General features: G+C 67.8%; 11 protein-coding genes. 3 read left to right on the top strand and 8 right to left on the bottom strand.

The window, feature by feature from the left end:
• Positions 1–43: 43 nt before the first annotated feature.
• Entirely contained in the window at positions 44–658 is a 615-nt protein-coding gene (locus tag G4D83_RS17890) for a hypothetical protein (protein ID WP_240356390.1), read from the bottom strand.
• A gap of 135 nt (positions 659–793) precedes the next feature.
• A complete protein-coding gene (locus G4D83_RS17885; protein ID WP_163865981.1) occupies positions 794–1,351 on the bottom strand; it encodes a tenascin-X in 558 nt (185 codons plus the stop codon).
• 303 nt (positions 1,352–1,654) lie between these two features.
• Between G4D83_RS17885 and G4D83_RS17880 the strand changes: the two genes are divergently transcribed.
• Complete coding sequence (locus G4D83_RS17880) at positions 1,655–3,013, top strand: KamA family radical SAM protein (RefSeq protein ID WP_163865980.1); 1,359 nt, start codon at positions 1,655–1,657, stop codon at positions 3,011–3,013.
• Here the strand turns inward: G4D83_RS17880 and G4D83_RS17875 are convergent.
• The 4 genes from G4D83_RS17875 to G4D83_RS17860 all read right to left on the bottom strand — a co-directional run bounded on the left by G4D83_RS17875 (position 2,997) and on the right by G4D83_RS17860 (position 6,547).
• The gene (locus tag G4D83_RS17875) at positions 2,997–3,881 is read right to left on the bottom strand and encodes a DMT family transporter (protein ID WP_163865979.1); all 885 of its coding nucleotides are present in this window, start codon (positions 3,879–3,881) and stop codon (positions 2,997–2,999) included. The two genes, G4D83_RS17880 and G4D83_RS17875, sit on opposite strands and share 17 nt — an antisense overlap.
• 113 nt (positions 3,882–3,994) lie before the next feature.
• On the bottom strand, positions 3,995–4,765 hold the full coding sequence (locus G4D83_RS17870; protein ID WP_163865978.1) for an aldo/keto reductase: 771 nt from the start codon (positions 4,763–4,765) through the stop codon (positions 3,995–3,997).
• Positions 4,762–5,388: an LbetaH domain-containing protein gene (locus G4D83_RS17865; protein WP_163865977.1), complete on the bottom strand. Its 627-nt coding sequence runs from the start codon at positions 5,386–5,388 to the stop codon at positions 4,762–4,764. The genes G4D83_RS17870 and G4D83_RS17865 overlap by 4 nt, the downstream gene beginning before the upstream one ends.
• The gene (locus tag G4D83_RS17860) at positions 5,378–6,547 is read right to left on the bottom strand and encodes an NAD(P)/FAD-dependent oxidoreductase (RefSeq protein WP_240356423.1); all 1,170 of its coding nucleotides are present in this window, start codon (positions 6,545–6,547) and stop codon (positions 5,378–5,380) included. The genes G4D83_RS17865 and G4D83_RS17860 overlap by 11 nt, the downstream gene beginning before the upstream one ends.
• A 259-nt stretch (positions 6,548–6,806) precedes the next feature.
• Between G4D83_RS17860 and G4D83_RS17855 the strand changes: the two genes are divergently transcribed.
• The gene (locus G4D83_RS17855; protein ID WP_163865975.1) at positions 6,807–8,390 is read left to right on the top strand and encodes a hypothetical protein; all 1,584 of its coding nucleotides are present in this window, start codon (positions 6,807–6,809) and stop codon (positions 8,388–8,390) included.
• 102 nt (positions 8,391–8,492) lie between these two features.
• Here the strand turns inward: G4D83_RS17855 and G4D83_RS17850 are convergent, their stop codons facing one another.
• The gene (locus tag G4D83_RS17850; protein WP_163865974.1) at positions 8,493–10,667 is read right to left on the bottom strand and encodes a M4 family metallopeptidase; all 2,175 of its coding nucleotides are present in this window, start codon (positions 10,665–10,667) and stop codon (positions 8,493–8,495) included.
• Between the two features lie 107 nt (positions 10,668–10,774).
• Positions 10,775–12,277 (bottom strand): hypothetical protein, encoded by a 1,503-nt coding sequence (locus G4D83_RS17845; RefSeq protein WP_163865973.1) that lies wholly within the window; start codon positions 12,275–12,277, stop codon positions 10,775–10,777.
• Positions 12,278–12,419: 142 nt separating this feature from the next.
• On the opposite strand from G4D83_RS17845, the gene G4D83_RS17840 reads away from it, so the two are divergent.
• A complete protein-coding gene (locus G4D83_RS17840; protein WP_163865972.1) occupies positions 12,420–13,007 on the top strand; it encodes a GAF domain-containing protein in 588 nt (195 codons plus the stop codon).
• The last annotated feature ends 32 nt before the right edge of the window (positions 13,008–13,039 follow it).

The raw sequence follows: 13,039 nt of genomic DNA, 5'->3' as shown, positions 1-13,039 counted from the left end.
CGGCGAGCTGCGACCATCGATTGCGAGAACGTGCGGGCGACTTCTAGGCCACCCTGATGGGGGCCGCGCAGTAGGAGCAGGCGAGCTTGTCGCCTGGAAGAACATTGTCCGCGCCCACCGGGGCATCACACGACGGACACCGGCGGGCGACCCCCTGCCCCCGCTCCAGCGCGTCCCGGTGGACGTACTCGCGCGACTCCGAGAGATAGACGAGGTCCACCTCGTGACGGGCGATGAGCGCGGTGAGCAGCGCGGCCGCCTCGTCCTCGGGCATCTTGAGGTGTGCGGCCGCGTCGCTCGCGCGAAGCCGGACCTGTGCTCGGATGAAGCCACGCAGTTGCTCCCGGCGCCGGGCCATTCGGGACGGCGCCATGCCCTTCTTCCACAGGAAGACGCCCACACCCACGAGCACGCCCGCCATCGCCAGGATCAACCACCCATCCGAGGCTTTCTTCCCTTCCTCCGGTGAAACGATTCTCACCACGCCCACCGCCAGCCCCGTCACCCCGAACGCCGCGCCAGCGCCCCCCACCCACGCGACCACCATGCCCGCGAACCTCGCGAGCCATTCGAGGGCACCCGAAGCACCAGGCCCCGAGGCGGCGGGCGGCGGGGCCACGGGGGTCAGCGGGGAGGCGTGACGGCGAGGAGCGTTCATGGAGGCTCACGGGCTGCGGACGGGAGCCTCACACTCTAGAGGCCGCCACGACGTCGCCGTCCCAAGAAAATCCGCCCCACCGTGCCCGGACGCACTCGGGGCACGGCGGGTTGTCACTCAGGGGAGGTCAGCCCTTCAGCCCTGGGGCTCCTGCGGGCACGACGGGCACATGGGCGGGCAGTCCTGTGGGCACCACGTCGGCTCGCCCGCGGAGCAGATGAAGTCACCGCACGGGGGCGTGTTGGGGCAGTCGATGGGGCAGGACCACGCATGCTCACCGATGTCGCAGACGCTGTTCCCGCAGGAAGGGCTGCCGCAGTCGCCAGGACACGACACGCTGGTCTCCCCGTTGTTGCAGATGGCATCGCCACAGAAGGGCGTCGGCGCGCAGTCGGCGGGACACGACCACTGGTTCTCCCCGTTGTTGCAGAGGCCGTCACCACAGAAGGGCGCCGAGGCGCAGTCCTCGGGACAGGTGGAGCTGCTCTCCCCGTGAGCGGTGTCACAGAAGTTGTCGCCGCAGATGTAGGCGCAGACCTCGCACGACGGCCAGGTGCCCCCGCACGGGCACTGCTCCAGCCCGGCCTCCACCTGTCCCGGCTCCGCCACGCGGGAGTCGGGCGATGACGCGCCACACGCGGAGAAGAGTCCCAGCGCCAGGCTACCCACGACGACCAACAGACGAGACTTCATGGACGGCTCCTTGGAAAAGGGGGGGTCCACAATAACAAACACAGACGATGGGTGACTGCGCGGGGCGTCATGGACGCGCGCATTTCCCGAGGCAGCCCATGTCTGGCACCCGGACACTCCGCAAGGGTCTCCTCTCACCCGGCAGCGCCCGTGACGTTTCTTCGCTCTGGCGGGGTGACAGGTCCACGTGCCGTGTGTTACCCCGAAAGACCACCTATTTGGTGGTCAAACGGCACGTCTGGTTACCGACAGCCCCACTCCCTCCAGGGCCATGTCCGCGGAGCCATCGCGGAGGGCCCTGCCATGCCCGAAGCGAGGAACCGCGTGAGCGCTACATCCAACGCGGTGCGGCCCCTGTCCCTGGGACAGCGGTACCGTGCCTATACCCACAGGAACCTGGACGAGCTGACGGCGAGGGCACGCCTGTCGCCGGACGAAAGGCTCGCGGTGCGGGCGGTGGCCCAGGTGCTCCCCTTCCGCGTCAACACGTACGTGGTGGACGAGCTCATCGACTGGTCCGCGGCGCCTGACGACCCCATCTACCGGCTGGTGTTTCCCCAGGCGGACATGCTGCCCGCCGCCGACGTGGCGCGCATCGTCGACCTGATGCGTTCGGGAGCTTCCAGCCTGGAGCTGGCGGGCGTGGTGCGGGACATCCGCGCGAGCCTCAACCCGCATCCCGCCGGACAGATGCAACTCAACGTGCCCAAGCTGGCCAACGAGGAGCCGCTGCCGGGGCTCCAGCACAAGTATCAGGAGACGGTGCTCTTCTTCCCCAAGCAGGGGCAGACGTGTCACGCCTACTGCACGTATTGCTTCCGCTGGGCGCAGTTCGTGGGGGACGCGGATTTGAAATTCGCCTCGCGTGATATCGCCCCCATGGTCGACTACGTCCGCGAGCACCCGGAGGTCACCAACGTGTTGTTCACCGGTGGCGACCCCATGGTGATGAGCGAGGCGGTGCTGGCGCGCTACATCGAGCCGCTCCTGGAGATTGAACACCTGGAGGCCATCCGCATCGGAACCAAGGCGCTGGCGTACTGGCCGCAGCGCTTCGTCACGGACCCGGACGCGGACGACACGTTGCGCCTGTTCGAGAAGGTGGTCGCCTCTGGGAAGAGCCTGGCCTTCATGGCGCACTTCTCCCATCCCAACGAGATGGTGCCGGATATCGTCCAGGAGGCGGTGCGTCGCATCCGCTCCACGGGCGCAATCATTCGCACCCAGGCGCCATTGATTCGGACCATCAACGACGACGCGGCCACGTGGGAGCGCATGTGGCGCACGCACCTGCGCCACGGCATGGTGCCGTACTACATGTTCGTCGAGCGGGACACGGGGCCGCAGGACTACTTCGCCGTGCCGCTCGCCTCCGCCTACGACATCTTCCGCACCGCGTACCGGAACGTGTCCGGCCTGGCGCGCACCGTGCGGGGCCCGTCGATGTCCGCCACGCCCGGCAAGGTGTGCGTGGATGGCGTGACGGAAATCGCGGGCGAGAAGGTCTTCATGCTGCACTTCATCCAGGCCCGGGAGCCGGAGTGGGTGGGCAAGCCCTTCTTCGCGAAGTACGACGAGAAGGCGACGTGGCTGTTCGACTTGAAGCCCGCCCTGGGCGCCACGCACTTCCCCTGGGAAATGCCCGTCAACCTCCCAGGATGAGGATGGCCATTCCGAGGATGAGCACGGCAATCATCCCGGACTTCAGCAGGACGTTGGCCTCGCGGAAGAAGAGGGCTGACAGGACGAAGCCCACGATGAGGCTCGTCCTGCGCAGCACGGACAGGTGCGTCACCATCGCCTGCGGCTCGGTGATGGCGACGAAGTAGATGAGCTCGGCCGCCACCCACGAGCAGCCCACCAGCGGAATGCCCCAGCTCCAGGTGAGGCCCAGGCCCAGTCCGCCTCTGCGCAGCATGTACGGCACGAAGACGAGCGCCGACAGGATGCAGCGCTGGAACGCGGAGCTGGCCTGCAACTCCAGCACGGGCAGGCCCAGCCGCGAGACAAGGAACTTGTCATACACGGTGGTCGCCGCCGACAGCGCTGTGGCGGACAGCATCCACCAGACGGAGCTGTTCTTCGACAGCACCAGCCCCTCCTTCCGGCCGACGATGGAGAGCACGTAGTACGAGCAGACCGTGAGCATCAGCCCGAGGAACTGCACGGGTGTCAGCAGCTCGCGAAACATCAGGAAGCCGCCCGCCAGCGTCCACAGCGGACCGGAGGCACGCACCGCTCCGGCGATGGAGATGGGCAGCTCGCGGACCGCGTAGTACGCGAGAATCCACGACGCCGTCATCGCCACGCCCTTGGGCAACAGCCACGCCTGCTCTTGCCATGTCAGGCCGAAGGGCTCGACGTGGATGGGCAGCGCGCCTGGAATCAGCACCGGCACCCAGCACAGCGCGCCGAAGAGGGAGGACCACATCACGACGGGGATGACGCTGTTGCCCGTCATCGCCTTCTTCGTCCAGACATCATAGAGGCCGAGCATCACGCCCGCGCCCAGGCCATACGCAATCCACATGGTTGAGGTCTTCGAGGCAAAGAGGTGCCCGCCCGGGGCCACGACTTCGCGGGCCCCGAGTCGGGAGCACGGCGAAGCCATGACGAGGCCCCACCGGCGAGAGAGTCTTCCCGTCAGCCTTCGAGCGAGCGGAAGGCGTCCAGCGTCTGCCGCAAATGCTCCGGAGACTTCGTGCCCGTCAGCACGTAGCCGGAGAAGCGCTGCTGGAGGATGTGTGTCAATGACTCGCGCATGGACAGCCGCGCGTCCCTCCCCTCCTCCTGGAGCAACTGCCCCATGGCGAAGGGCCGGTTGACCAGGACCTGCAACCCGTGTCGCGCCGCCAGCTCGAAGGCCGGCTCCAGCGTCCGGTGGAGCAGGTTGTACGGGAACTGGAGGAAGGAATAGACGCCCGCGGCGCAGGCCGCCTCGGCGCCAGCCCAATCACTCACACTGGCCCCCATGCGGGAGATGCCGAGCGTCCCCGCGTATTCGAGCACGCGCAGCACGTCGGGCGAGCCCACGTTGGCTGCCGTCGCCTTGTGCACCTGGAGCAGGTCGATGTGCCCGAGCAGGCGCACGCTCTCGTCCAGGCTCCGGCGGAGCGCGTCGGGCGAGTGGTCCGTGAAGGACGTCCGCCGCTCCGCGTCCCAGTGCTCGCCCAGCTTGGTGGCCACGAAGACGGAGCTCCGCGCGGAGCCGAGCCCCGACAGGAACGCGCCAAAGCGCTGCTCGCTGGAGCCATACGCGGGCGCGGTATCGAAGCACCGGACGCCCAGTTCCAAGGCGGTGTCGAGCAGCCGTCGACCCTCGGCCTCCGACGGAGGCGGCTCCGAGCGGTACCCCCACGCGCGCCCGAGCGAGAGCAGTCCGAGCCCCAGCTCCACGGGCTTCGCGCCACTCATGACTTCACCTTGGGGTGATAGAATGCCTGCGGCTTCACGTCCTCGGCGCGGAAGCCGCCGTTGCCCAGGATGACCTGTCCCACGCCCAGCGCGAGGCCGCGAGCCGTGCCCGAGCCCTTCAGCACCGCCGCGCGCAGGTCCGGGTCCGGGTCGCTGAAGGCCGCGCCCGCCGCGAGCTGACAACTGTCCACGGTGATGGCTCCGAGCACCTGCGTCCCCGAGCCGAGCACGCTCTCTCCGAACACGGACGCCCCGCCCAGATACCGTCCCCCGTCGCCCACGGTGATGCGGGCGCCTGCGCGGTTGGCCTTCGCGGTGAAGCCGCCCTCTCCGAACTGGTTGCCGTCACCGATGACGATGCTGCCCGTCTCCGCGGCCAGCAACGTGCCGGTGTGGAGGATGTTGCGACTGCCCAGTTGGAACTCCGCCGTGGCCGCGCAGGTGAGCGTGACACACGGATGGATGACATTGCCCTCGCCGATGCGCAGGTGCCGTGAGATGAGCACGGAGAAAGGGTCATAGATGACGTTGCCGGAGTCCCCGAGCGCGAGGACCTCCTCCACGGTGAGCAGACCCGCCGAGCGCCGGGGCGCATCCAGGGCCGCGAGCAGGTCAAGCCGCATGGGTGGCCTCCCGCACCATGGAAGCGAGGCTCGCGTGCAGCACATCACACGGCCGCTGCGCGATGAGCCCATCCTCCAGTCGCTCGTAGAGCCGCGCCGTCAGCACGTCCGTGAGGAACGGCGCCTCCGTCATCTTCCCCGGCAGGATGCAGATGTGGCCGGGCACCGGCTCGTGGATGGCGATGTTGAGCGAGCGCGCGGAGCCCGCGTCCGGCGCGAAGTCGACCTTGGTGCAGGCCACGTCGCTGTGAGGCCCCGCGTTGCGCCAGCCCGGCACCAGCCGCTCCAGCGCGCGGTGGAGGTTGTCCGCCCGCTCGGGCACGACGTTGTAGTCGGGATTGGCGCACAGGAGCGCGTCCTCGTTGAGCCCCACGACGCTGTAGTCACCGTGGTGCATCATCGCCGCCTCGTGCGGGTCCACGTAGAACAGCCCGTGCCCGCCCAGGCGCGGCACCACCACCAGGTGGCTCTTCCAGTAGCGGATGGGCAGCTCCAGCCCGAAGAACTGGCGGAACAAGTCCCGCGCCCCGAAGCCCGTCGAATAGACGAACAGCCTCGACTCGATGTGGAGCGACTCCCCGTCGGCGGTGATGACGGTGGCCTCCGAGCCACTGACGCGCTCCAGCCGCGAGCCCGTGAGGACCTCCGCGCCTCCCTGCTGCGCGGACGTGTACAGCTTGCGATACAGCATCCGCGTGTTGATGCTGACGTCCGCCACTTCGAACACGGCGGACGCGCGAGACAGGTCCGCCGACGGGAAGCGCGCCTTCGCCTGCGCCTGCGTCAGGGGACGGTGGATGACGCCCGCCTCCTCCCAGCGAGAGACGAGCTCCTGGAGCCGGTCCGCGTCCCGCACCAGCACGAGCGGCGGCCGGTCCGCGTCCTCCACGGCCTCCGGCGCGAAGGCGCGAATCTGCTCGTGCCCGTAGATGCACCGCCGCGCCACCTGGATGGCGGCCTGCCGGTCCTTCACGGAACCGGCGTGATAGCTGCCCCGGTGCAGCCAGCCCTCGTTCCGGGTGGACGGGCCACTGGCCAACGTCGGCTGCTTCTCCAACAACAACAACCGCAGGCCGAGCCGCGCCAGCTTGTGGCTCGCCATCAACCCCGTCACGCCTCCGCCCACCAGCACCACGTCATATCGACGGATGTTCCGCATCACGTAGCTCTCCCCATGTCCTGTCACCCCGCCACGAGCCCGCGGTGACAGAGAATTTTCACAATCGTGACTTTCACGATTAACTTGATTTGCTACTATTGACGCTTTGCGTCTGGCTTAGGAAGGACGCGCCGGGTGTGGAGCCTGGGGGGCGTGAAGCACCATCCAGGGTGGGCTCGCGAGGAAGTCCCCGAGCGAAGGGCACCGAAGCAAACTCGCGAGGGGCGTTCTCCTGGAAAATCATCAGGAGGCTGCAACCGTGCGACGGATGTTCAGGCTGCTGTGCTGTGTGGGAGTGCTGGCGGCGTGTGGAGGCCCTGAGACGGACGAGGAACTCGAGCAGGAGAGCGACCCGGGCACGAGGCTGGCCAGCGTGAAGCTGGCGGACGGGCAGGCGGTGACGTTCTACGAGGTGCCCGACTACGGCATCGTCACGGTGGTGAAGGGCCCGCGAGGCACGCCGATGCCGGACGCGTCCGCCTTCGACGGCATGCCCATCCCGGACATCTACCGCAAGCTGTCAGGAGGGCAGGAGCCGCCCGCCGCGCTGGTGGAGGCCGCCCGCCGCGTGCCGTCCGCCCTGGCGCAGACGTCCGTGCGCGAGGCGAGGGCGCCCGAGGGCATCGCGCAGATGTCGCCGCCCTCGGGGAACAACGTGAGCCAGCAGGCGCTGCCGGACACCGCGTGGTGGTCCGCCAACTTCTGCCAGGGCCTCAACACCGAGTACGACGAAATCTGGTGCCCCCTGAACGTCTACAGCTGGGCGCACACCGGCTGGGGGCCCGTGCAGAAGTACTACCAGGCCTGTGCGACGACGGGCGAGGCGACGGGCTCGCTGTGGCTGGACAAGTGGGCGAGCGGCGCGTGGCAGCGCCTGCAGACGGCCAACCTGCCCAAGTGGTGGTGGACGTGCGTGTGGGGCGTGGGCGCGGCGCAGTACCGCTCCGGCCTGGACGCCACGGCGAACGCGCTCTTCGTGGCGCGCTACCGCTACGCCATCCCCAACATCATCGCCAGCGCGCCGGACTTCCCGGCTGACCGCAGCTACTCGAACTTCTCCGACAACCTCCAGGGCATCACCCACAACTCCACGCACTGGTTCCAGACGCGCAACGCCACCAACTTCTGGAAGGACGAGGCCACGGACGGGCTCATCGCGAAGCAGCCGATGACGGCCCTCAACGAGAACCCGCCCGAGCGCTACACGATGCCGTCCCCCTGGTACAACGCGGGCTTCCGGCACTACGGCGACCTGGTGCACGTCAATGGCTACCTCTACATCGCCATGGATGGACCGAGCCAGGGCGGCGCCGTGGGCGTCTTCAACACGAACATGCAGTACATCGGCTTCGCGTCGCTGCCGAACTGGTCCGGCGGCGTGGCGTTCCTCGCGCACAACCCGCGGGACGGCCTGTTCTACGCGGCGACGAACGCCTTCGGGGCGACCTCGCTGCGCGGCTATTCCATTGCCCTGTCGGGCACCACCGTCACCGTCACCCACAAGCGCACGCTGACGCTGTCGAGCAGCATTCCGGTGGGTGCGTGGATTCAGGGCGGCAAGATTTCCGCGCGCGGCAACCTGTACATCAGCGTGGGCGGCGGCGGACAGACGTCCGGCATCTACATGGTCGACGTGGTGAACGGCTTCGTGCAGACGTATTACTACGTGCCCTACGGCTCCGCGGACGAGTTCGAGGGCCTGGACCTGTGGGACTTGGACGCGGACCAGCGCATCGGCGCCAAGGGACAAATCCACATGCAGAAGATCAACATCGACCTGCCGGGCTTCGCCGACGACTACTGGCTGTCGCACTACCGCGTCGACGACCCGAGCAAGCTGTAGCGGTTTGAAACGGACCGGCGCGGCGGCGCCCCCACGTCGCCGCCGCGGCGTCAGTCCCCCGGGCGCGAAGTCAAGGTCGCGCCCGGGCCCTGAACGTCTGGACTACTTCACGCCGACGGCGGTCCAGCTCTCCTTCACCTTCGCCACCTCGGTGGAGTCCGCGCCGTAGAGGTCCGTGGCCGCCTGGACGGTGGCGGTGCGGGCCTGGGCGAACGTGGTGCTCGGCGTCATGTAGTGGGCCAGGGCGCGGTAGTAGATCTTCAGGCCCTTGTCCATGCCGATGCCGTCCTTCACCTCGAGCTTGGACGTGCGGTTCGTGCCGCCGTTGGCCAGCAGGTAGAAGGCGTTGTTGGCGATACCGCTGGAGCCGTGGACTTCCGTCTGCTTCGGGTAGTCCTTGTAGTTGTCGATGGAGTACCCGTCCTTCGTGGGGTCGTCCATGTAGCGCAGGCCGTCCGTGGGGTCGCCGTTCGTCGGCGTCCAGGCCGTCTCGCCCACCGTCCAGTTGAACTTCACCGCGGAGTTCTTCGTGGACGCGTACCACTCGACGCCCGCGCCCATGATGTCGCTGATGGCCTCGTTCAGACCACCGGACTCGCCGCGGTAGACCAGGCCGGCGGTGCGCTCGGTGAGGCCGTGGGCGATTTCATGGCCCGCGATGTCCAGCGCGGTGAGCGGACCGGAGTCCACGCCGTCGCCGTCGCCGTAGGACATCTTCTCGCCGTCCCAGTACGCGTTGACGTAGTTCTCGCTCACGTGCACGTAGTTGACGAGCTTCTCGCCCTTGCCGTCGATGGAGTCGCGGCCGAGCACGTCCTTGAGGAAGTCGTACGTCATCGCCGCGCCGTAGTGCGCGTCCACGGCAGCCTGGTTGCGCTTCGGGTCCGTCGCCTCGCCCCAGACGTTGTTGCCGTCCTTGAAGGGCGTGGTGCCGCTCGCCTCTTCCTTGTTCATCGCGTCGTACGTGGAGATGCCCTTGCCGCGCGTGTTGTCCTCCAGCGTGAACGTCCCATCCGCGTTCTGCTTCGTCTTCAGGTCCACCTTGCCGCTGTAGAGCGAGGTGTCATCCGCGGTGCCACCCGGAACCGGCGGCTTCGGGGGCTCGGTGGGAGGCTGGGTGGCCTTGGGCGAAATCGCCAGGCCCCAGCTGTTGAGCTTGCCGGTGTCGCCCTTGGCGTTGTCCTTCACCGTCAGCGTCCACTCGCCCTTGGCCTTCTCGCCGGCGAAGGCGCTCAGGTCGAAGTCGCCCTTCACGTTGTCCGTGCTGCCGCCGGTGCGGTTGTGCACCACCGCGCTCTTGCCGGAGGGGCTCGTCAGGGTGACGGACAGGTCGCCCTTGTACGTGTGGCTGATGTTCAGCGACAGCTTGAGCTTGTCGACGGTGACGTCGTCGGCGACCTTCACCTTGGAGGTGACGGTGGCGTTGTCCTTGATGGCCGCGTTCGGCGTGGAGGAGACCTTCACGTCCGCGGGCGCGGCGGCGGCGGGCTTGCTGCCCTTGGCGGCGGCGGTGTCACCCGTGCCGTGCGTGGCGCAGGGGCAGTTCTTGAAGCCGTCGATGGTGTTGAACTTCTCGTAGATCTTCCCGCTGTTCGCGTCGACCAGGTAGTTCATCCGGCGCGGGTTCTCGGTGCCGTTCACATTGGCGACCTCGACGCGGTACGCGGAGCGGTACACGCCGGTCGGGTCCTTGTAGATGACCCGCTCGGAGTTCGGCTGGCGGTCCGGCTTGCCCGCGAAGTCCTTGAGCGCGATGTCCAGCACCTGCGCGTGGGACAGCTGGGGCTTCTGCGTGCCCAGGCCGGCGGGAATCGTGGACTGGTCACCGGTGACGCTGCTGACCTTGCCGTCCTTGCCGAGGTGGGACACCACCTGCTCGGCGTAGACCTTCACGCCCTCGTGCTGCCGGTCCAGGCGCACGTGCGTCATCCCCAGCTCGTCGCGCTCCACGTTCTTCGGGACGAAGGCCGGGAACTGGATGCCACCCCGGAGGCCCTGCGTCGCGGGCTTGCTGGCGGCGGGCGTGAGGTGCTCCAGCGAGGTCTGGATGGCGGTCTGCGCCTCCTTGCTCTCCAGCGACAGGCGGCCCGTGGGCGCCGGCAGCGGCTTCAGCGTCTGCTCGGCGCGCGCCAGGTCGGTGGTCTTCGCCGCGGGACCGAAGCCGTCCTTGATGACGTTCGGAGCCTTCGCAGCCTTCGCAGCGTTCTTCGGCTGAGCCTCAGTGGAAATGGTGGGGAGGACCGTCGGCTTCGAACCATCAGTGCGGCGAATGCTCATGGGTCTCAGGACTCCATACGAGGTGGCTGAAGAGTTATCGCCACAATGTATCAGGAAGTTACCTGTTGATTTCCACCCCACCCCCTGGGGCCATGTGTCTGAATATTTCAGTCCGCGAGCCAGCGCGCCGAGGAGACCTTGTCTCCGAATCCCCAGGAATTGAGATTCACTTCTCTGAGTGAACCGTCGCCGACGAGGTCCTGAGTCTTGCCGCTGTAGTTCGAGTCGGCGTGGAGCCGCACACGGTGTCCGGGTGGGAGGCACCAGCGCACGGCCGAGACTTTGTCGTTGAGCCCGTCGATGTCCTGGAAGCGGGCCCAGTTCTTCGCGCCCCGGTCCGCGAAATCGAAGATGAAACCCCGGTCGCTGAAGTCGGAGTCGTCGTAGAAATCGACGAAGGCGCTCGCGAGGTGGGTGCCGCAGCCGTCGTTCGCCCAGATGTTCCTGAATTCCACCATCTTCACGGAACCCGAGGGGCCATCGTCGGCGTGCTCGGTGGCGTAGAGGATGAGCTTGCGGTCCGCGCCCACGAAGACGCCGCCGGCCGCGTCGAGGTTGCACTGCCGCGCGCCGTCGTTGCTGCAGTACAGGTGTTTCGCCGCGACGTGCTCCAGGCGCAGGTGGCCGTCCAGGCTCACGCGGTAGAGGTGGGCATGGTCGTCACTGACGGGACCCCAGCGCAGTCCGCCGAGCAGCGTGCCCACCAGGTAGAGCTGACCGTCCCGACAGTCGGTGACGAAGTTGAGGCTCTGGAAGGGGCCCCAGGTGTCGGAGGCCAGCTCCTCGCGGGTCCATTGGTCCACGCGCGTCCACCCGTTCGTCGGCGAGCGGAGGTCCGTGGAGGTGGAGAGGAAGACCTCGAGCACCTTCGCGTCGTACTGGCCGAGCAGCAGCAGGTAGCGCCTGTCGGACAGGCGCGTGAGGGACGCGGTGCCCGCGTTCACGGAGGCGCCGTCGATGAGGGCGAAGGGCTCGGGGGCCAGGCCCTGGTTGAAGTCATACAGCGCGACGCGGCCGGGACCAGCGCCCTGCTCCATGGGGAGCGCGACGAGGTTGCCAACGGCTTGCATGCCGCCGCCGTGGGCGTAGCCGTCGACGAGGGGGAGCGCCGTCACCGCGCGGTCGTCGGCGGGTGGGGCGGTGTCCTCGGGCTGGGAGGTGGAGGGGGACAGCCGGTTGGAGCGCAAGCGCAGCCCGTCACCATTGCGCGAGGGCAGGTGCACCACGTGGCCCACGTTGCCGTTCGTGTTGCCGTCCCGCTTGGACACCACGAGGTAGCGCCCGGAGCCGAGTGACAGGCGTTGAATCCCCTGCCAGTGATTGTCCCCGGGATGGGCGACGTTGAAGTTGAACGGGCCGGGACGGAATCCGAGCACCTCGCCGTGGTCCCTGAGCTCATTGAAGCGCGCGGGGACGTCGGGGACGCAGAGGTTGCAGTCCGGGCTTCCCCAGACACAGGAGGTGTCTCCCTGGAGGGGGACGAGCGCCGCGGACGCGGTGGTGACGGTGGGCTCGGCGGGCGTGGGCGCGGGGCCGCAGGCGGTGAGTGACAGGATTCCGGCCAATGCGCGGACCCACGTCAGGGAAGAGGTGCGGGGATGAAGGGGCATGGTTTCCTTGGAAGCAACGGAGTGTGTGGACATGGTGAGTCCAGGAGCATGGCTTGACCCGAGGGTGCGGTGCCATGCAACGCTTCTGATTCGCGCTTCCCCCGGCGCGACGGGCCTGTCCCCGCATCTGGAGTTCCCCCTCATGGCCTCGCAGGCGTACGACGCCCTCATGGATGTTTCGCGGTTGTTGTTGGACAAGGGCTTCGAGCCCGGGAATGTCGCGGAGGCGCTCGGGCAGGTGGGCGCCGCGCTCGATGTCGACCGTGTCTATGTTTTCGAGAACAGCAGGGATGTCGGCGGAAAGCTGCTGTGCAGCCAGCGCTACGAGTGGACCGCGGCCAGTGCCTCCGCGCAGCTCGACAACCCCGTGTTGCAGAACGTGTCGTATGAGGAGGCGCTTCCTTCGTGGGTGCAGCCGCTGTCCTCGGGGCAGGTGGTGAAGGGGCGTCCGCGCGAATTCACGTCACCCGTGAGGGAGGTGCTGGAGAGCCAGGACATCCGCTCGCTGCTGGTGTGTCCCATCACGGTGGGTGGCGAGTGGTGGGGGTTCGTGGGCTTCGACGATTGTCGGACGGAGCGCGCGTGGCCCGAGGCGGAGAGTTCGGTGCTTCAAGCGCTGTCCAATGCGCTCGCCGGCTCGCTGCGACATGCGCGACTGCGCAGCGCGCTCACGGGGGTGCAAGCGCAGTTGCGCGCCATCATCGACCGCTGCGCGAGCACGACGTCCTGATTCACGGCGTGGCGCCCGCTGGCGCATGCGTC

This window comes from Myxococcus eversor (assembly GCF_010894455.1).
Classification (GTDB): domain Bacteria; phylum Myxococcota; class Myxococcia; order Myxococcales; family Myxococcaceae; genus Myxococcus; species Myxococcus eversor.
The sequence above is the reverse complement of the archived record's forward strand: the minus strand, read 5'-3'. Positions and strand labels throughout refer to the sequence as shown.

What these genes read in the sequence shown, in the direction of transcription:
- G4D83_RS17890 (WP_240356390.1), bottom strand. Translation starts at nt 658, where the DNA reads ATGAACGCTCCTCGCCGTCACGCCTCCCCGCTGACCCCCGTGGCCCCG.
- G4D83_RS17885 (WP_163865981.1), bottom strand. Translation starts at nt 1,351, where the DNA reads ATGAAGTCTCGTCTGTTGGTCGTCGTGGGTAGCCTGGCGCTGGGACTC.
- G4D83_RS17880 (WP_163865980.1), top strand. Translation starts at nt 1,655, where the DNA reads ATGCCCGAAGCGAGGAACCGCGTGAGCGCTACATCCAACGCGGTGCGG.
- G4D83_RS17875 (WP_163865979.1), bottom strand. Translation starts at nt 3,881, where the DNA reads ATGTGGATTGCGTATGGCCTGGGCGCGGGCGTGATGCTCGGCCTCTAT.
- G4D83_RS17870 (WP_163865978.1), bottom strand. Translation starts at nt 4,765, where the DNA reads ATGAGTGGCGCGAAGCCCGTGGAGCTGGGGCTCGGACTGCTCTCGCTC.
- G4D83_RS17865 (WP_163865977.1), bottom strand. Translation starts at nt 5,388, where the DNA reads ATGCGGCTTGACCTGCTCGCGGCCCTGGATGCGCCCCGGCGCTCGGCG.
- G4D83_RS17860 (WP_240356423.1), bottom strand. Translation starts at nt 6,547, where the DNA reads ATGCGGAACATCCGTCGATATGACGTGGTGCTGGTGGGCGGAGGCGTG.
- G4D83_RS17850 (WP_163865974.1), bottom strand. Translation starts at nt 10,667, where the DNA reads ATGAGCATTCGCCGCACTGATGGTTCGAAGCCGACGGTCCTCCCCACC.
- G4D83_RS17845 (WP_163865973.1), bottom strand. Translation starts at nt 12,277, where the DNA reads ATGCCCCTTCATCCCCGCACCTCTTCCCTGACGTGGGTCCGCGCATTG.
- G4D83_RS17840 (WP_163865972.1), top strand. Translation starts at nt 12,420, where the DNA reads ATGGCCTCGCAGGCGTACGACGCCCTCATGGATGTTTCGCGGTTGTTG.